Origin of the sequence: Streptomyces sp. NBC_01077 (assembly GCF_045162855.1) — a bacterium.
In the GTDB taxonomy this organism is placed as follows: domain Bacteria; phylum Actinomycetota; class Actinomycetes; order Streptomycetales; family Streptomycetaceae; genus Streptomyces.
In genome coordinates this window covers 774035-796173 of sequence record NZ_CP108669.1, presented here as the reverse complement: position 1 = coordinate 796173, position 22139 = coordinate 774035, and the positions used below count along the sequence as shown (strand labels likewise).

Sequence of the window (22139 nt, the reverse complement as noted above, 5' to 3'; positions counted from 1 at the left end):
TCGCCCGGAAATGACGTCTGACCCTGGGGGGACCATGCGGCTTGTCGTGACGGTACGCGGCGATGAGGACAACGCCGACGGCGGTGTCGCGGAACTCGGGACCTGGCTGAGGGACGTACAGCAGCTGAGGGGACGGGTCGACCGCGCCGAACGGGACGGCGCCCCGGCGGGGACGATGGGTCCGGCCATGGACTCCCTGGTGGCGGTCCTGGAGCCCGGAGGTGTCGCCGCGGTCTTCGCGGGGGCGCTGGTGGCATGGCTGCAGACCCGCCGCAGCAGCCACACGATCAGTGTGACCCGCCCCGACGGTACCCAGATCACCCTCTCCTCCCGCCAGGCCCGCGCGCTGAGCCCGCAGGATGCGGCCGACCTCGCCGAGCGCCTGGCACGCCGACCGGCCGACGAGGGCCCACGGGACGGGACACAGGACGGCGGGACGCAGGAGGAGACACACGAAGAGGACCCGCGGGACGGGAACTCGGCGGACTCCCGGACGACATGACGGGTGGCGGCCTCGCGGCGTCCGGCGCACGCGCGGTGCTGTTCGGCACCGAGAGCCACGTCCGCGAGTCGGAACTGCCTGATCTCCCCTCCGTCGACACGACACTCGACGATCTGCAGCGCACTCTGCTCGATGTGTGCGGCATGGCGTCCGGACACGTCGTACGAGTCCCGGCCCACGCCGATGCCGCCCAAGTGGTCGGCGCGGTCGAGGAAGCGGCGGGTGCCGGTGGCGGACCCGTTCTCTTCTACTACGTCGGGCACGGACTGCTCGGTCCGCGCGACGACCTGTACCTCGCCACCCGGGCCAGCCGGTCCGCCCGGCACGTCGCACAGTCCGTCTCGTACCGCACGATCAGTGACCTGCTGGGCAACGCGGGCGACGGCAGTCTCGTCGTCCTCGACTGTTGCTTCTCCGGACGTGCCGGCGCACCGCCGTCGGAGGGCGGGGTGCGTCGGGCCTTCGCCTCCGCCGGGCCACGGGGGAGCTTCCTGCTCACGTCGGCCTCGCACTACGCGCTCTCCTTCGCGCCCGAGGGCGAACGGCACACCCTGTTCACCGGCCGGCTGCTCGAACTGCTCAACGAGGGAGACCCGGCCGGACCACTGTGGCTGACCGCCGACCGCCTCCATGCCGCGCTGGACGAGCGGTTCGCCGACGACGGACGGGTCAATCCTGCCCGGCAGAGCGAGGGCACGCTGGGCTCGCTGACCCTCGCGCGCAACCGTGCCTACCGGACGCGCCCCACCGGGGCCGAGGCGGCCGAGCAGCCCGCGGACCTGCCGTGCCCCTACCCGGGGCTGCAGCCGTACAGAGCGGAGGATAGCGCGCACTTCTTCGGACGCGAGGAACTCACCGCGCGGTTGATGGAGTTGGTCGACGACATCCCGGAAGGTGGCCAGGTGGTGCTGGTGGGTGCCTCCGGCGCGGGCAAGTCGTCCTTGCTGCGTGCCGGCCTGCTTGCCGGCCGCGAGGCCCGTACCGCTGTGCCGGGCCCGGCGCTTCTCCTGCCGGCCCCGGGACCACATCCCATGCGGACCCTTGCGGAGGCGTGGGCCCGGGCCACCGGACGGGACTCGGACGAGGTGAGGACGGAGCTGGAACACGGGTCCTTCCCGGCACCGCGGCACGAGCGCCCCGCCTGCGGGCTGCTGGTGGTGGACCAGTTCGAAGAGATCTTCACGCGGTGCGACGCGCCCGAGGAGCGTGCCGCGTTCGTCTCCCTGCTCACAGGAGACGGACCGGTCCGGCGGCCCCGCGTCGTCCTCGGCCTGCGGGCGGACCACTACGGAAGCTGCCTGGAGCACCCCGGGCTCGAGCGTGCGCTGGCCCGGGCTCAGCTCGCCGTCCCACCACTGCGCGAGCAGGAGCTGCGCGCCACCGTCGAGGGCCCGGCCGCCGCCGTGGGCCTGACCATCGAGCCGGGCCTGACCGACCGGCTGTTGGACGACCTCCGGTCGGGCCGCTCCGCGAACGACGCGGCCACGGCGTTGCCGTTTTTGGCCCACGCACTGCGGGAGACCTGGCGTGGCCGCAGCGGAGTCCGGCTCACCCTCTCCGGATACCAGGCGACGGGAGGCATCTGGGAATCGGTGGCCACCACGACCCGGAGCGTCTACGAGTCCCTGGACGACGACGGGCAGGCGACGATGCGTGAGCTGCTGCTGCGTCTGGTCCATCTCCCCCCGGACGGCGGTGCCGCCGTCCTGCGGCACCGCGTCCCTCTCGCCTCGCTGCCGGCCGGCTCCAGCCGGATCCGCGACCAGCTGGCCGCGGAAAGACTTCTGACGGTCGACCAGGAAACCGTCCAGATCTCACACGAGGCACTGCTGCGGGCCTGGCCCCTGCTGCGCCAGTGGATCCAGGAAGACGCCGCTGCCCTGCTGCTGCGGCAGCAGCTGGAAAGTGCCGCCGAAGAATGGGACACCGCGGGCCGTGACGTGGCCTTCCTCTTCCGGGGAAGTCGGCTCCAGGCGTCGGCAGAACTTGCAGAGCAGTCTGAACTCCCCGAACTGGGAAGAGAGTTCCTGACGGCGGGGCAAGCGGAGGCCACCAGTGAACTGCGCCGGGAGCAGCGCCGGACCAAGGTGCTGAAGAGAGCGCTGACCGCAGTCGCTGTCGCCCTGTGCCTCACGATCGTCGCCGCAGTCGTGGCGGTGCGGCAACAGCGCAACGCGGAGGCGCAACAGCAAGTTGCCACGGCCCGTGCCCTGTTGGCCGAGGCGAACAACCTGGGCACGACCGACCCCCGCGGCGCCCTGCGGCTCGGGCTTGCCGCGTACGCCCTGCGTCCCAGCGCCGAAGCCCGCCGCACGCTCTTCGACACGCTGGCCGACAGCGCGTTCCGCGGCGTTTCCGAGCTGCCTACGACGGCTTTGGATCCGGTGCTCGCGCGTGGCGGGCGGATGCTGGCGACATCGGAACCTGACCGTCTGATGGTCTGGGACACCAGCCGCGATCCGGTTCCACGTACCCCGCTCGCCCGGCTGCCCTGTCGCCTGCCGGACCATGTGGAAGCACCGGTGGCGTTCGGGGGCCCTGGCGAGCGCATGCTCGCGGCCGCGTGCGGCGACGACGACGAGGTGCGGTTGTGGAACCTCGCCGATCCGCCCGGAGTCGGGGAGCTGCGTCCGGTGGCTACGCTGCGGGCGACGGGCCTCAAAGACCGGACCGAAGGCCCGAGCGCGGTCACCCTGAGCCCGGACGGAAACACGGTGGCGACCATCGGCTGGTCCCGGTACACGGGCCACAGCACACTCGTCCGGTGGGACGTCCGTGATCCGCGCAAGCCGCGACAGCTTCCGCTCGTCGAGGACACCTCGACGCAGCGGGACTTGCTGCAGAGCGGCCGGGCGGTGTTCAGCCCGGACGGACACCTGCTGGCCACCGCCGACACGAACGGTGGCTTGCGGCTGTGGGACGTCTCGGACCCCCGTGAACCCAGGCCCCTCGGCTTGGTGGAGGACGCCGGCGGGGCCCTGGCGTTCAGCCCGGACGGCGATCTGCTGGCAGCGAGCGACGACCGCGTGGTCAAACTGATCGACGTCCGCTCGCCCCGCAACCCGACAGTCCGCGACGAGCAGACAGCCCACACCAACAGGGTCAGCTCCCTCGACTTCTCCCCGGACGGCCGGCGTCTGACCAGCGCAGGCTGGGACAAGACTGTCGTTGTTTGGGACGTCAGCGATCCGCGGGACATGACCGAGGATTCCCGCCTGTACGGGCACTCTGCGTACGTCCAGGCGACTCGGTTCAGCGCCGACGGACACTCGCTGGTCTCGGTGAGCTACGACGAGGTCATCCACTGGGACCTTGCCGACGTCCACCAGCCCCGAGCCCTGAAGGTGCTGCCGGACGGGGATGACCTCGCGCTGACGCCGGACGGCACGACACTCGCCGTTGCCCGGGGTGCTCGGATCGGCCTCTGGGATCTGGCCGACCCTGCCGCGCCACGACGGCTGGCAGAACTGAGCAACCCGGTGAAGGATCGCTACGACAAGGTCGGCGGTGGCACCCTCATCGGTTCCGGTGACGTCCTCGCCGATATCGACTTCAGCCCCGACGGCACCCTGCTCGCGACCATGAGCCACGACCGGAGGGTCACCCTCTGGGACATCTCCGACCCGGCCCGCCCACGCATCGCCGGCACCCTGCGCGGAAACGACGAAGGCGCACTGGGACCTTCGCTCGCCTTCGCTCCCGACAGGCGGCTGCTCGCCGTCAATGATCTGAAACAGATACACGTCTGGGACGTGTCCGACCCCGCCCGCCCCGTCTTGACCGCATCCCGCACCGTCGTTCGCGGCCTGAGGGACGTCGTCTTCAGCCCGGACGGCCATCGACTCCTGCTCGCGGGGACGAGCCTGACTCTCTGGGATCTGCGCACCGGGAAGACGGTGCTTCTGTCCGGCGATCACCTCTACCAAGGCGGCTCGAGGGCGGCGTTCTCTCCCCGAGGGAACGTGGTGGCAGCCGTCGCCGCAGTGCCCTCGACCACGGAACCCGATACCGGCGTCCATCTGTGGGACGCCGAACACGCCGAGGGCGGAAGCCCGTTGGCAGAGACCGAACCGACAGAGTCGAACAGCGAGAAGCTCAACCGCCTGGCCTATCATCCCGACGGCGATCTACTGGCCGGCGCTGGGGAGGACGGCGCCGTACGCGTCTGGAGTGTCATCGACCCCGAACGACCGCACCTGGCACTCATGTTCAGCGGCCACCGCGAGGGCGTCGACGAGGTGGTCCTGGGCGGACCGCACGGGCGGACGATGATCACGTCGAGTGGGGGCTACGCGTTCGTCATCGACATCGGCGACTACCCCGAGATCGCGGCCGACACCATCGGCATGGCCTGCCGTGCCACGGGCGGTGGCTTCACCCGGGAGGAGTGGGGAGAGCACGTACCGGAGGCTGAGTACATGGAAAGCTGCCCGGACTCAGCTGCGGAGACGGGGTTGCGTGGGTCAGGAGAGAAGTCAGAGGCGGATCGAGGCGACGGTGAGGCGCAATGAAAGATGTAGGCCCGCTTGTCCTACGTCTTGGACATGGACCGGAGGTTCTTGAAGCGGTTATTCGTTCCTCGCTCGACTTCGATTCTCCCCTTGTAGATCATCTTGTCGAATCCGTTGCGCTGGCCGCCTTGGCTGCCACAGTGTTTGTGGGGCCCGCTGGTTCTGCGGCTCCGGGATGGTGTGCTCTATCCGGCGTTTGCGCAGGTAGCGGCGGGAGGAACACGCCTTGCCTCCGCCGCAGTGCCCTTGCCTGCACACAGAGGGATTGAGAACGTTCTGAACGGACCACGGACCACGGACCGGGAGCTGCATCAATTGAAGGTGCCGCCGCGCCCCGGAGTCTTGGATTCGAAGGCGTAGGCGGGCCTTTGTCGCGGATTACGGCGTACAGGTGAAGGTGCTCGGCTGAGTACGTATGACAGCACTCGCACGCATCGGGAGCGAGTCGGGCCCCGGGCCGGACTCGTCGTCAACGTGGTACAGGCCGATCTCCGTGGATACGCCCTCAAGGGGCACCACGACCGCCTTGCGCACCCCACAGATCACTTCCAGCAATTACGCCGCATCCGGTAGGTCGCTGTGACGGGGCGTGCCGAAGACGTCGTCGAAGGTGAGGGCGCGGCTTACGGGGCGAGGAGGTAGGGAGTGCCCGAGCTGGCCACGGATCTGGGGCCCGCGGACCCGAGGCCGAGGGCGTCGTGGTCCCCAGGCTTCGACGGCGACGTCGGTGACGACGAGGTGCTCCCCGTGCCTGCGGGGATGGTCCCTCGGCTTGTGTAAGGCAGCCGTGTTTGGTCTTGGCGTTGCGGGATGAAAGGCGCGCTGGTCAGGCGATCTTCTGGCGCTGGGGCGTCTTCCGCGTCCTCACCCCGCCGACGATGAGCGCCAGCCCCACGGCGACGATGCCGAGGTATGCGGTGGACGGAAGGTCGACGACCTTGTGCATCCAGCCCCACTCCGCGCCGAAGAAGGTCTGCGAGGCGAAGCTGACAAGCCCCTGGGCTCCTACGACGTAGCCGATGCTTTCGATGGTGTATCCGATGGTTGTTCGCACGGATCGACCCTCTCGCGGCGGTGCCGCAAGATCGTCCTCCGTAGGGCCGAAAGCGCAGTAGTCCAAAGGATGCAGTCGCGTGAGGAGAGCACCGGCAGAGCACCCGCGGCAGACGAGTGGTCGACACCGGACGGCTCGAAGATCACGCCTGTGTACGCCCAGTGCGGCTGGAGGGGCGCCGCCCGCCGCGGCGGCGCTCATCGGCATCCGCTAACGGTGAGGCACCACTAGCATCCACTTCGCGCTCACCCGCCCCGGCGGAGTCGTCGAGAGCAACTGGTTCCAGACCGTCCCGGGCAAGGGCTGGTTCGCGATCCTGCGCCTCTACAGCCCCGGCCGACCGTTCTTCGACCGGACCTGCCGTCCCACCGAAGTCGAACCCGCCGACTGACACCCGCACCGGCCCGTCCGGGCTCGTGACTGCAGATGGGACGCGGACACGGACGCCGGCTTCGACACGGCTGCGCCAGCGCGGACTGATGAGCGTCCGATGAACGGCTCACCGACGCCAGCCGCACGTTCTGTGAAGGGATCGAGGTCCGCACCGACGAACTCGAACGAACGCTGTCGGCCGCCCTCGGTGACGACCTGGACGAGCTGCTGGAGCACCTCGACAGATGGTCGCAGGCGAGTATCCGACGCCGGCTCCTCCCCGCAGCGGATCTCCGGCGTCTACAACGTCGGCGGCGGACCGCACCTCGGCTCCGGGCTGACCATCGACACCGCCGCCAAGATCCTCAGGGACACGACCTGATCGTGCCTCCAGGCGTGAGCGCGGCCAAGCCCGACCGGTCGAGCGGGCGGCGTCCCGACGCGCCCGGCTGTCAGCAAACGGTCACTCTTCGCGACGTAGAAGGACGAGCCTCCGGACTCTCGCCCGATACAGCCGCAGGAGCTGCCAGTCGAGGTCGCTGGGCCCCGAAGTGCGGTCCGCACCCCGGTCGCCTACCCGGACCATGGCGCCAATAATTGGATTCATGACCCAGAAAACCGAGAAGGCGCACAGGCCGTCCACGTTGACGGTCAAGGGGCGGGACATGCGGCTGCGCACCATCGGCTTCGTCGTTCTGGCAGGCTTGGCCATCTGGTTCATCGCAGCCAACACGGGATCAGTCACTATCAAGCTCTGGATACCCACAGTGACGCTTCCTCTGTGGATCGTACTGACCGTCACCCTGCTCTTCGGGGTCCTCTTCGGCCTGATCATCGCCCGACGCCGCGCTCGACGGTAGCTGTGAGGGTCGGATCGGACCGCAATCCGGCGAAACGGAATAGCAGGAAGCATTTCCTTGATCTGATTTCAGATGAACCGATCTGCCACATCCCTACCAGCCGAACTCACAGCCCGCCCGGTCGACGTGCGAAGGACTCCCAGGCGGGCTCCACTCACCATGCTGCCCTGCTTCGGCCGAGGTGTCGTGAACTCGGCCGCCGACTGGGCCGAACGAGCAGTCCCAAGCATCTCCCTCCCGCTGTCGCGGTGCCGAGGAAGCCGCGCTTGTCGTAGCGAGTGGCGACCGCCCGGTGTTGTTTCAAACGGTTGATCGCGCGTTCAACGGTGTTGCGCTTCTTGTACCGCTCCTCGTCGAAACCCGGTAGCCGTCTGCCGCGTGAGCCTCTGCGCAGGCGGCCCGGCTGTCGGTCTTCTCCTGGATGGTGTGCCGGATTGCCACCACCGGCGTCTGTGTCGGATGCTCTATCGTCCTCTCGAGCTGCTGCACGGGGACCGTGCAGCGCGTGTGTGGCCACCGGCCCGGGTGGCCGTGGACTATGCCGGGCCGGCGGCGGGCCCGTCGGCGAGGCTTTCCAGGGCGGAGCCTGCCTGCCCCGGTGTGTACGTCCTGATGGTGATCTCGTCCTGCCCGGCCAGCAGAAGGAAGCTTGCGATACTCAGCTTGACTGCGGTTCCGACTATATTAGGGTCCTTGAAGACAATGCAGTCTTCCGATGCCCTGTATTCGGTGAGGAGTAGGGCGTGAGGGCTGGCCTGGGCCTTCGCCGCGAGTTGTGACCAGTCGACTTCTACAACTGCGTCCTGTCCTTCTGCCGCCCTCTTCTTTTTAATCTCGGCTAGATGAGGATTGAGGACCGAGCTCAATGCGGCACTCCCGAGCCTCTTTGCAACGCTGAGGAACTGAGGGAAATCTGGAATCGCTGCGAGCTTCTGCCTGGCGGAATCAACGCCTTCGGCTGCTGAGATTTTTATCGGGCTTGCGTCGAGGGCGGTATTCGCCTCATTGCCACCGGCCTCGGTGAATTGCCTGAGGATTTCCACACGCCCGATTGCTTCTCCGAAGATTCCGCTGAGACTGACCCTCGTGACGGCCTGTCCTGCCGGGCAGAGGCTGGTGGCGTACATCTGCGCAAACCCCTCGGTATCTCCCGCCTTCTGTGGGCCCGTCTTCGATGGGACCGCCATAACCTCCCTTATTATCTCCAGAACCCTGTCGTGTCCTACCTCGTCTTCGCCGTGGGCATCGATTTTGGCTTTTATGGCCTCAAGGGTTTGCCGCATGATGATGACGTCAGCTTTTCGCTTGTTGGTATCTCCATTGGTTTTCGCGAGCGCGTCCCGTTCTCCCGCAAGCGGTGAAGTGCGAATGGCTGCGTTGAGGGCTTTGGTGGGGAATCCGTATGCTTTTGCTATTGCCTCGATGACGAATATCCAACATGAGGGGCCGACCTGCCGTGTAAGTTTTACATTCCTCAGGGTTGGTGCCCTTTGCAGCAGGTCGGCTTGTGGGGCTCTCGGCTGTGTCTGGTTCTGTGCGGATGCCTCAGGCGCTGGTGAACGCATGACCCGTATGGCATTGGCCTCGGCTTCACGCTCGAAGCGATCTGCGGGGTCGCTGACCCTGAGCCCGCTGCCGTTGTCGGTTCCAGCGACGGGACCTTGACGCTGCTGGATGACATGGGTGAGTTCGTGGGCGAGGGTGTGCTTGTCGCCTCCTCCGTCCCCGATCACCACGTGGCTGCCGGAGGTATACGCGCGAGCGCCGACCTCAGCGGCGGACGCGCGGGCGGCGCCGTCGTCATGGACGCGGACGTCGGAGAAGTCAGACCCGAGGCGGGCCTCCATCTCCTCGCGGACCGGGGCGTCCAGCGGGCGGCCGCTGCCTTGCAGGACATCGTGCACGGCGGAGCGCTGCACAGGAGCCTGTTCCTGGTTCTCCCGGGTGGTTTGCCGGTGGCCGCAGCCGGCGCCGTGCTGGTGCTGTTCCTGTCGCTGCATGGATGGTTGCGCGTAGGGGTGGCCAGCGAGTTGAAGCATGCGTACTACGGAGCTGTTGCCCGAGCTTCGTTGGAGCGCGAAGAGCCCTGCCGCGTCGTCCATGGGCGCTGGTCTGCGGGGGGCGGCCGACTGAGCTTCGGCTTGTTCAGGGCGGTGTTCATGCTGCGACAACGGACGTGCCTTTCGACGATCGGTCACCGCTAAACAACCGCTCTGCAGGTGCCCGTTGCCAGACCCCCTGGGGCAGATCTCAGGGCACAAAAGCTGCCCGAACGATCGGCGGGCGGCAACGGCCACCACGACCCGCAGAAGTGGCAGGGCGCACCGGACGCCCGGCAGGCGGGCGAGGAGGAGGTCCAGGAGGACAAGCCGCCTGCCACGGGCCGCACCTGACCCACAGTCCCGAGAAGCGATCACAGGTGCCCCGCACATCCGCGTATCGGCCGCAGCCGCTCGCGCTGAACCGACGCCATGACCGCTGCTTGTCAGGCCCGCCCCCGTCGGTGGCGTGGGCCGGGCGGAGAACGGCAAGAACTACCCGGACGACACGGAAAGAAGCACGTGAGCACACCGGAGGAGACGGCCATGCCCAACCCCTGTTGGCCTGCCACTGGGTTCAGGGCCCGACGGCACCCGCTGGCTCGTGCCGGGCTGCATGGCTCGCCTGTACGACGTCGATGCCGACGCCTGCCCCAGGGTCGTCGACCAGTTCGAGATCGTCCAGCGCGAACGAGACGAGTCACAGCGCGCCCACCAGAGCCTGCAGTCCGGGAGACCGCCCCGGCGGTAAAGCAGCTCGTCAGGGCGTTCTCCCTAGTACTCCAGCTGTAGATCGTGATCTTGCAGGTGGAGGCTGGCACAGGGATGGGTGCGGCCACCGTCGATCACCGTGAGTTGTAGACAAACGACGAGATGGTGGCCGCAGCCCGGGAGCTAGCTGGCCACGTCCGCGGTCTCGGCGGAGCTGGTGGCCTTCTGTTGTGGGATCGCGCCTACCGGCGGTGCCTGTCGCACGGCCCGGTTGGCCGTGGTGAGGAGGGCCAGGGCGAGCAGCCATGCCCCGCAGAGCCAGACCAGAGGCTTAGCACCGAGTGCGGTGATCAGCGCGCCGCCTGCGAGTGTGCCGATGGACAAGGCTCCCGTCGTGAGCGTCGAGACGGCGCTCGTCGCCCGGCCCCGCAACTCATCGGGGGTGATGGCCAACTGGTGGGTGGTCATGGCCACCGCGTAGACCGGAGCCACCAGCGACTCGGCGGCCGCCACAGCTGCCAGCAGCAGCGGATTGGGGGCGAGTGCGTACAGCGGGAACATCAGCGCCTCCAACCAGAGCATCACCACGGCGATGCGGCCGAGCGGGAAGCGACGCGTGACCCGGTCCGAGACCAGGGCCCCCACCATGGCGCCGACCGCACCGCCACTGAAGATGACGCCTATCCACACGGACGAGGCGCCGACTTGCTGGGCGAGGGTGATGATCAGCAGATACCCGGCGCCGTAGCGCACCTTGTCAGCGGCCGAGACCAGGGTGAGGAAGCGGATGACCGGCTGGTGCCAGAGCCAGCCGAGCCCCTCACGGATCTCGGTGGTGAGCCGGGCCGTCGTCCGCGTGTCCTGTCGGTCCAGCTGGAACTGAGCGCGCATCAGACGCAGCGATGCCGCGGACATTGCAAAGGAGACCGCGTTGACGGCGAACGGCACGGTCCGCCCGGCGGCGTAGAGTGCACCGGCGAGCGGAGCCCCGATGACGCTCACGGCGCTGGCGGCGGACTGCGAGTAGCCGAGTGCAGCGGACAGCTGTCGCGGGCCGACCACGTTGGGCAGTGCCGCGGTGTTCGCCACTTGGAAGAGGGTGGTGAGGATCCCGGCAAGCACGGCCGTCGCGTAGAGCTGGGGCACGGTGAGCTTGTTCAGCCACAGCGCGACGGCGACGCCGGCGGTGAGCACGGTCTGGCCGAGCTCGCACCAGATCATGGTGGCCTTACGATCCCACCGGTCGACGAGTGCGCCGGCGATCAGCCCGAACACCAAGTAGGACAGGGTACTGAGGCCGAGAACGAACCCGGCTTGGGTTGCCGACCCGGTGAGGGCCAGGACGAGCAGCGGCAGGGCCATGCTCTGAGCCTGGTTGCCGATGGCAGAGATCAGCTGACCGCTCAGCAGCAGCGAGAAGTCTCGGTCCCGGAACAGGCTGGGACCGCGAAGGGTATTCATGATTATTACGCTCCGTAATAGCTTAGGGGCACAAGGGTGACGTCGAAGCTTGTGTCCGAGCTAAGAAACACGGGGCGTTGTAAACATGGGCGGACCGTACCCAGGGCACAGGCGGGGCCGCAATCAAATTTGCCGTGAGGACCGCACTAGTACTCCAGCTGTGGATCGCGATCTTGCTGGAGGTCGGCCCGGGAACGGGTGCGGCCACCGGTGATCATCGGTGTGTGAAGACAGAAGATCAGACGGTAGCCGCAGGTCACAGCACAGATCCTGCCCGCTGGCAGGAAGCGTTTGAGGTCCTAATCGGCCGTATCGCGGGACGATTCGTCCGGGTGGAACCCCGGCGCCGGGCACGGGCGTTCGTGCTCGGGTTGTTGTCGGACCTGCCGCGCAAGAACTGCTGGACGCTCGCCGAGCATGTCGGGGACGAGAACCCGTACGGTCTGCAGCACCTGCTGTCGAGGGCCAGATGGGATGCCGATGCGGTACGCGATGACATCCGCGGCTTCGTTGTCGAGCGACTGCACCACGAGGACGCGGTGCTGGTCGTGGATGAGACCGGCGACCTGAAGAAGGGTACGCACACAGTGGGCGTGCAGCGCCAGTACACCGGCACCGCCGGACGCATCGAGAACAGCCAGGTCGCTGTCTACCTCACCTACTCCACCCCGTTCGGGCACGCGGCGATCGACCGGGAGCTGTACGTCCCGCGTTCCTGGACCGAGGACACCGCCCGCTGCCGGGCCGCCGGGATACCCGACAGCGTCGCCTTCGCCACGAAACCCGCCCTCGCCGCGCGCATGATCGGCCGCGCCCTCGACGCCGGCGTGGCCGCATCCTGGGTGGCCGGCGATGAGGTCTACGGAGGTAACCCGGACCTGCGGACCGAGCTGGAGAAAAGGCAGGTCGGCTACGTACTCACCGTCGCCCGTGACCACCAGATCACCACCCGCGCGGGCACGTTCCGCGCTGACGCCCTGGTCAAGAAGCTGCCGAAGAGGGCCTGGCAAGAACTTTCCGCCGGCGCCGGAGCCAAGGGGCACCGGTTCTATGGCTGGGCCCTGGCCGACCTTGCCGACGACCGGCCCGGCCACCACCAGCTGCTCGTCCGCCGCAACCGGCGCACCGGCGAACTCGCCTTCTACCGCTGCTACTCAGCTGCCCCGGCGTCGCTGTCCACCCTGGTGCGGGTCGCCGGACGCAGATGGACGGTCGAGGAGACCTTCCAGTCCGGCAAGGGCCTGGCCGGACTGGACGAACACCAGGTCAGGCGCTGGGCGTCCTGGCACCGCTGGGTCACCCTCGCGATGCTCGCCCATGCCTTCCTCGCAGTCGTCCGCGCCGACGAACACGCGCGTCACCCGAAGCCGGACGGGCTGATACCGCTCACCTGCAACGAGATCCAGCGCCTGTTCAACGCGCTCGTCGTCCGGCTCGTCCACGGCGCGGCCCACCGGGTCGACTGGTCCCACTGGCGACGCCGCCACCAGGCCCGATCCCAGGCCAGCCACTATCAGCGACAAGCCGCCCAGACATGAAGATCGCGATCTACAGCTGGAGTACTAGACATCGCACACTCGCTTCTCCTCCGTGCCCAGGTGGCGGCGGCCCTGGGGGAGAGAGGCCGCTGTGGCGGTGCTCGATCTCACGCAGAGTATTCAGCCGCATTTCGCGCGGGGCCCGTAGAGGTCCTTCGCAGCCTGGTCGGACCTCGCGCACTTGGGGATCATGGGGTGATATGGGCCTTACGTTCTTCGACCCGTTGATCCGCTGTTGTACATCCCTAATTCCAGGGGGCCGCAGCGGCATCGCCGAGGCCGTCGAGGCCTCATGATCCACTGGGCAGCGTACCTACAGCCGGCCTGCTGCCCACGCGCGGGCCGGCGCCCGGCCCCGGTCGACCACACGGAGACCGGCCGGTCCCCGCTCCGGCGCCGCGCACGGATCTGCTCAGGTGAGTGCCGCGCGGAGCTGGGCGGCGACGGCTGCGGCCCGCTCGGGCGTCACGTCCAGCACGCCGTTCTCCGACATCAGAGCGTGGAACTGCTGCTGCTCGTACGGCACACCGGGCGGCAGGCCCGCGACATGCCAGTGAACATGCGAGTTGCCATTCTGCGCGCCCAGGGACAGCAGGTAGATGCGCTCGGGTGCGAACACCTTCTCGACGGCCAAGGCCACCTTGCGCACGATGAGCATGATGCGGGTGTACTCGTCCTCGGTGAAACCGCTGACGACGCACTCGACGTGCCGCCTGGGGGCGACCAGCACCTTGCCCGGCACGGTGGGCCAGCGGTCGAGAAAAGCGATGTGGTCGGCGTCCTCGTAGACCAGGTGGTGCTCGTAGTCCGGGTGCCCGTCGAGGAAAGCGCACACGAAGCAGGGCCCACGCCGGGCCCGTTCCTCGTACGCCTCCAGGTCCATCGCTCTCCGGTGCTCCATGGTGCTCCTCCCAGGGCAGGGCCTCCTACGGGTCGGAGCCACCAACGAGGCTCGCCGCCCGCAGGCGACGTACCCGCCGCAGGACTGGGACGCGTACTACGCAAAAGAGCGTCGCAGTCTGTCGGCGAGAGGGGCAACGTTTCCGTCGGGTGGCGAGGTCGATGGAAGGGTCGGGCGGCTGCTGTCGGCCGGCGGCCTGCTACTGAGTCTCGTGGTGGCGGAATCCTGGTTCTGGCTCGCCCTTGCCGGCTTCGTGCTCATGGCCGCCATCTACGCGATGAAAGGTGTCCGCCTGCTCCGCGCCCGCCGCCCCACGGCCTGATCCGGAAGACAGGTCCTCGTGGCGGTGTCGGCGTACACCAGTCTCTGCTCAGGCCCGTGGAAGCCGACCACAGGTGTCCGGCTTCCACGGGTGAGGCCAGGGTGCTTGGCGTAACTGGGAAGCGGTGCGAGAGGGGATGAGGAACACTTCGCCGGATGATCGTCATGCAGCCCGTCCTGGAGATCTACACCCCTGACGGCTTCGACCTCTGGCCTGTCGCCGAGATCGACCCGTTCGGCTTCCTGCCGCTCCACGGCGCGCTCTCTTCCGCCGAGGTCGGGACGGCGATGATGCGCATCGCCGACTGCAACGACAGCGACCCCGACGGCGATCGCCCGCCGCGTCCGGCCGATGCGTTCGGCTCGTTCCTTCACGGACTGCTGACCTTCGACGACCCCATTGCGGCTGGTGGCCTACGAGTCAGCGACAATTCCACAGGCGTCGTCTTTCTTCCCGGCTGCTGCGACGGACTTGAGGACTGGCGCAACTGGCACCACCTCATCGAGGAAGGCAGCCTGCTCGGATTCGGCCACGATCCCGTGTCACCGATTGCGGAGCGCTTCGGCGAAACCGTCCGGCTCACTGTCAACGCCGAGCAGAACGACAGCCCGGTGATCGAGCTTTCCGTCACCGAGCTTCGACACTTGCTCGATGGTGCCGGGCGCGACCTGGCCGACTTCCTGGGGCTGGCAGCCGGCTGGGCCTCCCGGTACCTGCCTGACCACTCCGCTTCCGTCACAGCTGCCCTCGCCCGCGTTCTCGACCTTCCCGCGCCGCCCGCACAGTCGAGGCCGTAGTCGGCGAGCCCGGATCCGCCGGCCACGAAGGCGGGCGGGAAACGCCGACCCGCCCCCCCGGCAGGTGCTGCCGGGGGGCGGGTCGGGTCGGGTCGGGGTGGGTCAGCTGACGCAGAGGGTCAGGTTCTTGGGCCGGCGGGCCTGGTCAGAGCGGACTTGCGTGACCGTCGACATTCCGGTCAGCACAGGCGTGCAAGTCGCAACAGGGCCTCGCTTCGGACCTCGGGGTCCGTATCCGACGCCAGCGTTCGGAGTTGCGTGGCCAGCTCGCTGCCGTTCTCTCCGGTCGTCCAGCGTGGATCACAGTCAAGTTCCGCAGAGAGCTGATCAGCCGTTCCCTGGTCGGCCGCGACTGCACGGGCCGCTAGGACCTGTCTGATAATTGATCTTGTGGTGGGTCGTGGTGAGCTGACGGATGCGGCATGGGAGCGGATAGCGCCTCTGCTGCCGGGTGTTGATGGGCGAGGTCGGCCGTGGCGAGATCATCGGCAGGTGATCAACGGGGTGTTGTGGCGGTTGCGGACCGGTGCGCCGTGGCGTGACCTGCCGGAACGCTATGGGCCGTGGCAGACGGCCTATGAGCGGTTCGCTCGCTGGGAGGCGGACGGAACCTGGGCCCGTCTGCTCGAACAGGCCCAGGTCCGGGACGACTCCGTCGGAGCCGTGGAGTGGACCGTGTCGGTCGACTCCACGATCAACCGAGCTCACCAGCACGCCGCCGGCGCCCGCAAAAAGGGGCGGCGGCGGGGGACGAACTGGAAGATCCGGCACGTCCGTCGGCTGGCCAGGCGCTCGGTCGGTCCCGCGGCGGGCTGACCACCAAGGTCCATCTCGCCTGCGACGGCAGGGGCCTGCCCCTGGCCGTTGTCGTCACGCCGGGCAACGTCAACGACTCCACCGTCTTCGACACGGTCATGGACGAGTTGAGGGTGCCCCGGACCGGTGCCGGGCGGCCCCGCCGCAGGCCCGACGTGGTCATCGCGGACAAGGCGTACTCCTCCCGGGCGATCCGTCAGACCCTGCGGCGCAGGGGCATCCGAGCGGTGATCCCTGAGCGGTCGGATCAGAAGGCCAACCGTGTGCGGCGCGGGCAGACCGGCGGCAGGCCGCCGGTCTTCGACCGCGAGCTCTACAAGGCACGCAACGTGGTCGAACGCTGCTTCAACCGCCTCAAACAGTTCCGTGCGATCGCCACCCGCTTCGACAAACTGGCCGCCCGCTACAAGGCCGGAGTCCACCTCGCCTCGCTCATCCTCTGGCTCCGCGAACCCACCCAAGATCGTTTGTCAGACAGAGCCTAGCACGGCGCGTAGGCCGGCCAGGTCCCTCCGAGCCAGCAGAGCCGCCGCGGTATCGGAGGTCACTCCGGTGTCGCGAGCGTCCAGGAGGAGGCGATGCAGGACACCAGTGATGCTCTCGATCCGAGGCGCCGCCGCCAGCCGTCGCCCTGCAGCGGCTCTGACGGACCAGACCGGAGAGTCCGCTTCAGCGATCGAGTCGTGAAGGCCTTGCTCTGTAACGTCTTCCACGGCATCAGGCTCTCAGCGGGACATCTCGATCAAGCTTCGTTGACACAACACTGCTGCGGCCGATCGTCGGTGAGAACGGGCATGCGCCAGAACCGGGCGGTTCATCAGACGTGTGGGGGAGTGCGGTGCACCGGAGAAACGCTGCCCTGCCTGCCGGCATCGACACCGCCTACCTGGCCGAGTCCTGCTGGGTCCTGACAGGCCCGCACCTGTTCACCCAGCTCACCACCGGCCGCGGCTGGAACGCCGACACCCACGAGAACGGGCTGGCCGGGACGCTTGCCGCACCCTCTTGACCGCCGCCTGACGTCACCGGCCCCCCCGCGGCCTGGCCTGGACACCAGCGCTGAAACTTGCTGAATCCCGGCGTGGTGGGCCACCGGCGCCATGCGTCGCAGACGCCGATTTTCGTCGTATTCGTGTGCGATGCATGGCCTGGTTGTGCGAAAAAGGTGCAGAACGGCTGTTACGTGGTCTGGTCGCGCGGTTGGCGGAGTGCGATGGGTGGCGCGGCCGGTTGCGCGCCTGAGCATGGAAGGGCTTGTGGTTGATCACTGAACGGGTGGGTGTAGCCGTCAGCGAATGTCAGGGCCACGTCTGACGCGTATGTGTGCCGGATACAGGCGACAGTTACGGATATGTCCGTACCTGGTAACGGGCTCCGGTCGGCGTTCCGGCGGGGCCGCCGGGGTTGCAGAGTTTGGGTCCTCGGCCCGCTCCGGACCGGGACCCGCACCGCTCTCACCAGCCGTAACCGGCTCGTGGAGCACCGTTTTTGAGGAGACATCACCCATGTCTGCTTCTTCGACCGCCCGCCGTATCGCCGCGACCGTCCTTGCGGCCGGTGCCATGGTGTCCGTCGTCGCCCTGCCGGCCTCCGCCCACGACGGCGACCGTCACCGGACGCCGAAGGTGGAGATCAGCCGTGTCCAGGCCGACAGCCCCGGACGCGACAACCGCACCGTCCGGTCGCTGAACGCCGAGTGGGTCGAGATCACCAACAACACCCGCCACTCGGTCGACCTTGACGGCTGGACCCTGAAGGACGAGGACGGCCACCGCTACACGTTCAACGACTACCGTCTCGCAGGCCGCTCCACCGTCCGCATCCACACCGGTGAGGGCCGCGACACCCGCACGGACCTGTTCCAGGACCGCCGCAACTACGTGTGGGACAACCACTCCGACACCGCAACCCTCCGCGACGACCACGGCCGGACCGTCGACACCGAGTCCTGGGGCCGTAACCACCACCGCCGCTGACCCCACCCACCGGTGCCCCGTCCTCCGCGCGTCCACGAGCAGAGGACGGGGCACCGGCATGTGATTGTCGCGCAGGTCAGAGGCGTGCGGGCAAAGTCACCGACGGCCGTGGGGGAGAGATACCCGTGAGGGGCGCGGGCAATATGTGCCTGCGAAGGCAACCGCGCCGAAGCAGGCGATGGCCCGGCGTCGGCTGACCATCGACAGCGGGGAGGTCGACGGTCGGTCATGTCGGACCTGGCTGCCCCGTCCAGGACGCACCGGAGGACGGCGGCTCGGGTCTCGACCTGCCGTACGAGGAGATTTCGGATCCAACAGGCCCCGGACCGATGCTCCTTGAGGGGGAAGCGTGTACCTCCTCGTCCGCACTGGCTGCCATGCCGTACTTCCGCCGCTTCGGCCGCTCGTGAGTTCCCTCCACCCGGCAGGCAGCGCAGCCAAGACCGACACGCATGCCTGCTGAGCTGGAAGACCAACCTGTCCGCCACCACACCGGTCGCCGACCTGGTGAGGCGGTCGAACACGGGCTGGCGCATCGAACGCGCCTATCGCGAAGTCAAGTACGGCTTGAGTGTGGACCGCTGTGAATGCCGCATTGGCGTGGCTGGCACCACCATGTCATCTTCGGCACCGCAGCCCAGGCTTGCCTCGCGCTGCGGCAGGCACCTGCTCCAGGTGTTCTCCACCGCGGTGGAGAACACCTGCCACCAGCACCGCGCCTGCCTGCGCAAACGCGCCGACGAAAGCGACCGGCCGCATCCCAACGGCGCCACTACGCATGCAACTCCCGCTCCACGGACTGCCCCGGACGCAGATCGTCGGACGGGCCCGGCTCGGGCCTTCGATCTCGCCCGCGCCTTCGCCGAGTTCCTCCGCCACCGGCGTGGGTTCCTGCTCACTCAGTGGATCCGTCAGGTCGAGCAAGACGCCCCGAAGCCGATCAGCGGCTTCGCCGGCTTCCTCCGCCAGGACCTCGACGCCGTCACCGCCTGACTCACCCTGACCCGGGGCTCTGGCGTCGTCGAAGGCCACGTCAACCGCGTCAAACACCTAAGCGAGTGATGTACGGCCGGGCCTCCTTCGATCTTCTGCGGACCCGCATCCTCACCCCGAACGTGCCCCTCACGAACTCCGGTCAGAGCATCACGCTCAGAGCTCGGCAGGTCATCGTCACGATTGGCCGGGATGGGTGAGGTGTTCCGTGGGACCGGCGAAGGACAGAAACAGGGTCCGGTTGGCGAGCAGCCAGATTCCGTCCACCTTGCGGAACGTGTCTTCGTAATGCCCCACTTGAGTCGGGGGCCGGGGCGGCACCATGCCCTCGGAGTAGCCGTCGACTCGGTACGTGGCGAAGTAGGTGGTGGCAGCGGCCGTATCCGGAGAGGTCACGGTGACAAGGATGTTGGTGCACATGCGACGCGACAGCCGGTCCGCGGGCCGGCCGTCGAAGTAGTCACGAAGAGCCTCGCGGCCCGCTATGCGGCGATCCCCGGCGGGCCATTCCCAGATCCCGTCTGGCGTGAACAGGTCGGCCACCGAACTCGGGTCCCCGAGGTCGAGCTGGTGGACGAACTCGATGATCAGTCGCTCACATGCCCGCTCGGCAATCAAGCGTTCCATCGGGCCAAGAGTTTCAGCATCCATGATCAACTCTTATCAGACCCGCGCATGGAAGCGAAGGCTTCCCCGAACGGTACTCAGCACCTACGCCCGCGCCCCCTCGTCCATGTCTTCCGCTCCTCGTGCAACGACGCCATCACGAAACTCCGGTCAGAGCCAGACGTGCGAGCCCTTTCGTTCGTATCGGACGGTGGGGCGGTGGTAGCCGAAGAGCCAGGCGATCGACCGCTCGATCTTCCAGCGGTGCCGACCGAGGCGTTCGCCGGACTCGATGCCGGGCCGCGCGATGCGCGCGACGAGCCTGCGCTCGCGCAGCCAGGCCAAGCGTTCGGCGGAGAAGTACGCCTTGTCCGCGCGGAGTTTGACGGGTCGGCGCCGCCGCGGTCCCCGGCGGGACCGGACGGCGGGTATGCCGCGGATGAGCGGTTTGAGGGCGAGGCTGTCGTGTACAGCACCCACGACCGGCATCATGCCGCACGAATATCAAGTCACGTGAGACAACCTCTAAGCCTTGATTGGTGCGGCCGACCTGGCGGCCTGCTCGATCTTCGCGCAGTAGGCTGCACGGGCTTCCTCGTCGATCTGCTTCTCGTGTTCGGCGCGCAACCCGGTCCGGCCGTCGAGGCCCTCGCGCAGGATATCGGCGTGCCCGGCATGCCGGATGGACTCGCCGAGGACGTGGACCATGACGGCGAACAGGTTCGTGCTGGAATAAGGCTCCGGCCACCACGGCACGTGGCCGGGGGCGTCGAGGGGAAGCTCGTTGATCGTCGCGTCCGAGTGTTCCCACGTGCGCCGGTAGAACCCGATGATCTGATCGCGGGTCTCGTCCTCGGTCGCCCACTGATCGCTGCCGTCGGAGTCCTGCCACCGGGGCAGCGGTTCCGGGGAAGGGCGGTCGAAGACCTCGCCGAAGTACCTGGCCTCGACGGTGGCCACGTGCTTGACCAGGCCGAGGAGGTTGGTCCCGGTCGCCGTCAAAGGTCTGCGGGCGTCGTATTCGGACAAGCCGTCGAGTTTCCAGAGAAGCGCCTCCCGGTCCCGCCGCAGTCTCCCGTGCAGGTTGTCCTTCGCGAATTCATCGATCATGCGGCATGAACCTTCCATGGCTGTTCGTGGTCTCAAGATCCCGTACGTGGTTCGCAACGGCCGGCAGAGCCGAGGCTTAGGACCCCTCATACAATCAGCTACCGGGAATGACTGTCTGTCAGAGAGACGTGGGAGTGGGGTGCGTGACGGCTCACGGCCGACCGACCTGCGACGGTTACTGCGCAGGAGAGCCACACGCATGCTGTTCGGTGCGGTTCTCTGATGCCGTTGAGTAGTTCGGGACGGGGACCGGGGAGGTGGGCTGGTGCCAGGTGAGAATCCAGCCGGCGGTAAGCGCCGCCGCGCCGCCTGCCAGGGCGATTGCGCCGCCTGTCCCGATGCCTGCGGCCACCGAGCCGAAGCAGGCCGGCCCGACGCCCTGCAGCGTCATGCCGCCGGATCCGAGCAGACCGAAGGCCTGGCCCTGGCCATCCTGCGGCAGGGCGTCCAGGAACGGCCGTTGCAGGCCGAGACCGTAGGCGAATCCGAAGCCGCAGAGCAGCAGCAGACAGGACGAGACGCCCACTCCGGGCTCGGCAGCGAAGCCGACCAGCGGCAGTCCCATCAGCGCAATCAGCGGGACTACCAGTCGCTCCCGGGTGAGTGGCCGGAGGAGTCGGCCCACCAGCAGGTCGCCGACAAGCATGCCGACCGGCAGACAGCCCATCAGCACCACGTACCAGCCGGGCGCGAAGTGGCGTCCTCCGGCGTAGGCGACGACCAGGCCTTCCGCGCCCGCTACGAACGCTGGCGGGAGCCACTGGGCCAGCATCAGTCGTCGCACCGTGCGTCCGCGCAACAGCAGGCCGGCACCGTGCAGGCTTGCCCGGACGGCCCCGCCATCGCCCCGAGCGCCGCCGGGTGTGCCGCCGGACTCTTCCAGCTGCAGCCGGGGTAGCCGGATGCGGATAGCGAGCGCGCAGCCGAGGTAAAGGGCGGCGCTTACCGCGAGCGCCCGGTGCGGGCCGAGTACCGCGACGACCGCACCTCCCAGCGCCAGACCGAACAATTGCGCGCCGGAGGCAGCGATGTTGTTCAGTGAACGGCCCAGTACATAGGCGTCGCCCTCCAGGCACTGCGCGACCAGCCGACTCGACGCGCCGCTGAACACCGGTGTGGCGAGGGCGACCAGCGCTACGACACCGAGGCTTGCCGCGACCGGCATCCGCACCAGGGCGATCAGCAGGGCGGCGGCGCACGTCAAGGCGTAGCCGCCGGCGATGAGCGCGCGGGGCGGCAGTCGGTCGGCCAGCGAGCCCAGCAGCAGCGAGCCGAACAGCTGCGGGATGAAGCCGATGCCGAAGGCCAGTGCGCTCAACAGCGCGGAGCCGGTGGCCGCGAAGACCAGAACCGAGAACGTGGTGATCCGCATCGCGTCCGCGGTGATCGCGACGGTGCGGGTTGAGAAGAGCAGCCGGAATCGCGGCTCGGCCAGCACCTCCCGGTAGGTGGCACGGTGGTTGACCTGCGCGGGTTCGGCGGGTGGGGTCATGACGCCCAGCCTCGCCGTGCGCCCACGCCACTCACCAATGATTCGTCGCTGGACGAATCGGAACAGACGTCCCGGGGT

General features: G+C 68.0%; 20 protein-coding genes and 1 pseudogene. 12 read left to right on the top strand and 9 right to left on the bottom strand.

Features of this window, described 5'->3' with window-relative positions:
- Positions 1-34 precede the first annotated feature (34 nt).
- Positions 35-502, top strand: coding sequence for an effector-associated constant component EACC1 (locus OG462_RS03665; RefSeq protein WP_406054369.1), 468 nt, complete (start codon positions 35-37; stop codon positions 500-502).
- Positions 499-5013 carry a caspase, EACC1-associated type gene (locus OG462_RS03660; RefSeq protein ID WP_406054368.1) on the top strand — a complete coding sequence of 1505 codons (4515 nt, stop codon included), beginning with the start codon at positions 499-501 and terminating at the stop codon, positions 5011-5013. Before OG462_RS03665 ends, OG462_RS03660 begins: the two co-directional genes overlap by 4 nt.
- An 826-nt stretch (positions 5014-5839) precedes the next feature.
- Here OG462_RS03660 and OG462_RS03655 read toward each other — a convergent pair.
- A complete protein-coding gene (locus OG462_RS03655) occupies positions 5840-6067 on the bottom strand; it encodes a hypothetical protein (RefSeq protein WP_406054366.1) in 228 nt (75 codons plus the stop codon).
- Positions 6068-6299: 232 nt separating this feature from the next.
- Between OG462_RS03655 and OG462_RS03650 the strand changes: the two genes are divergently transcribed.
- The 3 genes from OG462_RS03650 (at position 6300) to OG462_RS03640 (ending at position 7299) form a co-directional block, all read left to right on the top strand.
- Positions 6300-6458: a hypothetical protein gene (locus tag OG462_RS03650; RefSeq protein ID WP_406066342.1), complete on the top strand. Its 159-nt coding sequence runs from the start codon at positions 6300-6302 to the stop codon at positions 6456-6458.
- A 140-nt stretch (positions 6459-6598) separates the two neighbouring features.
- The gene (locus OG462_RS03645) at positions 6599-7036 is read left to right on the top strand and encodes a hypothetical protein (RefSeq protein ID WP_406066340.1); all 438 of its coding nucleotides are present in this window, start codon (positions 6599-6601) and stop codon (positions 7034-7036) included.
- Positions 7037-7044: 8 nt separating this feature from the next.
- Positions 7045-7299 (top strand): LapA family protein, encoded by a 255-nt coding sequence (locus OG462_RS03640; protein ID WP_406054364.1) that lies wholly within the window; start codon positions 7045-7047, stop codon positions 7297-7299.
- A gap of 154 nt (positions 7300-7453) precedes the next feature.
- On the opposite strand, the pseudogene OG462_RS03635 reads toward OG462_RS03640, so the two are convergent.
- The 3 genes and pseudogenes from OG462_RS03635 to OG462_RS03625 form a co-directional block, all read right to left on the bottom strand.
- Positions 7454-7711, bottom strand: a pseudogene (locus OG462_RS03635) (IS5/IS1182 family transposase); the annotation flags it as partial.
- Between the two features lie 124 nt (positions 7712-7835).
- Positions 7836-9203 carry a DUF4157 domain-containing protein gene (locus OG462_RS03630; RefSeq protein WP_406054362.1) on the bottom strand — a complete coding sequence of 456 codons (1368 nt, stop codon included), beginning with the start codon at positions 9201-9203 and terminating at the stop codon, positions 7836-7838.
- Positions 9204-10232: 1029 nt separating this feature from the next.
- Positions 10233-11510: an MFS transporter gene (locus OG462_RS03625; RefSeq protein WP_406054360.1), complete on the bottom strand. Its 1278-nt coding sequence runs from the start codon at positions 11508-11510 to the stop codon at positions 10233-10235.
- Positions 11511-11812: 302 nt separating this feature from the next.
- Here OG462_RS03625 and OG462_RS03620 point away from each other — a divergent pair, with 302 nt between their 5' ends.
- Positions 11813-13048 (top strand): IS701 family transposase, encoded by a 1236-nt coding sequence (locus OG462_RS03620; RefSeq protein ID WP_406066339.1) that lies wholly within the window; start codon positions 11813-11815, stop codon positions 13046-13048.
- A 412-nt stretch (positions 13049-13460) separates the two neighbouring features.
- Here the strand turns inward: OG462_RS03620 and OG462_RS03615 are convergent, their stop codons facing one another.
- On the bottom strand, positions 13461-13949 hold the full coding sequence (locus OG462_RS03615; protein WP_406054358.1) for an HIT family protein: 489 nt from the start codon (positions 13947-13949) through the stop codon (positions 13461-13463).
- Here OG462_RS03615 and OG462_RS03610 point away from each other — a divergent pair.
- The 6 genes from OG462_RS03610 to OG462_RS03585 all read left to right on the top strand — a co-directional run bounded on the left by OG462_RS03610 (position 13948) and on the right by OG462_RS03585 (position 18853).
- A complete protein-coding gene (locus tag OG462_RS03610; RefSeq protein ID WP_406054356.1) occupies positions 13948-14271 on the top strand; it encodes a hypothetical protein in 324 nt (107 codons plus the stop codon). The genes OG462_RS03615 and OG462_RS03610 overlap by 2 nt on opposite strands.
- A gap of 155 nt (positions 14272-14426) precedes the next feature.
- Positions 14427-15068 carry a hypothetical protein gene (locus tag OG462_RS03605; RefSeq protein ID WP_406054354.1) on the top strand — a complete coding sequence of 214 codons (642 nt, stop codon included), beginning with the start codon at positions 14427-14429 and terminating at the stop codon, positions 15066-15068.
- A 393-nt stretch (positions 15069-15461) separates the two neighbouring features.
- Positions 15462-16369, top strand: a protein-coding gene (locus OG462_RS03600) for an IS5 family transposase (protein WP_406066283.1) whose coding sequence is annotated in 2 segments (ribosomal slippage) — positions 15462-15807 and positions 15807-16369 — 909 coding nt in all. Because the reading frame shifts where the segments join, the coding sequence is not laid out codon by codon here.
- Positions 16370-16722: 353 nt separating this feature from the next.
- Positions 16723-16893: a hypothetical protein gene (locus OG462_RS03595; protein ID WP_406054352.1), complete on the top strand. Its 171-nt coding sequence runs from the start codon at positions 16723-16725 to the stop codon at positions 16891-16893.
- A gap of 496 nt (positions 16894-17389) precedes the next feature.
- Positions 17390-17860, top strand: a complete 471-nt coding sequence (locus OG462_RS03590) for a lamin tail domain-containing protein (protein ID WP_406054350.1) — start codon at positions 17390-17392, stop codon at positions 17858-17860.
- Positions 17861-18367: 507 nt separating this feature from the next.
- A complete protein-coding gene (locus OG462_RS03585) occupies positions 18368-18853 on the top strand; it encodes a hypothetical protein (protein ID WP_406054348.1) in 486 nt (161 codons plus the stop codon).
- Positions 18854-19030: 177 nt separating this feature from the next.
- On the opposite strand, the gene OG462_RS03580 is transcribed toward OG462_RS03585, so the two are convergent.
- The 4 genes from OG462_RS03580 to OG462_RS03565 all read right to left on the bottom strand — a co-directional run bounded on the left by OG462_RS03580 (position 19031) and on the right by OG462_RS03565 (position 22061).
- Positions 19031-19504: a nuclear transport factor 2 family protein gene (locus tag OG462_RS03580; protein ID WP_406054346.1), complete on the bottom strand. Its 474-nt coding sequence runs from the start codon at positions 19502-19504 to the stop codon at positions 19031-19033.
- A gap of 126 nt (positions 19505-19630) precedes the next feature.
- Positions 19631-19939: a transposase gene (locus OG462_RS03575; protein ID WP_406054344.1), complete on the bottom strand. Its 309-nt coding sequence runs from the start codon at positions 19937-19939 to the stop codon at positions 19631-19633.
- 45 nt (positions 19940-19984) lie between these two features.
- Positions 19985-20569, bottom strand: a complete 585-nt coding sequence (locus OG462_RS03570) for a DinB family protein (RefSeq protein ID WP_406054342.1) — start codon at positions 20567-20569, stop codon at positions 19985-19987.
- A gap of 175 nt (positions 20570-20744) precedes the next feature.
- Positions 20745-22061, bottom strand: coding sequence for an MFS transporter (locus OG462_RS03565; RefSeq protein WP_406054340.1), 1317 nt, complete (start codon positions 22059-22061; stop codon positions 20745-20747).
- Positions 22062-22139 lie beyond the last annotated feature (78 nt).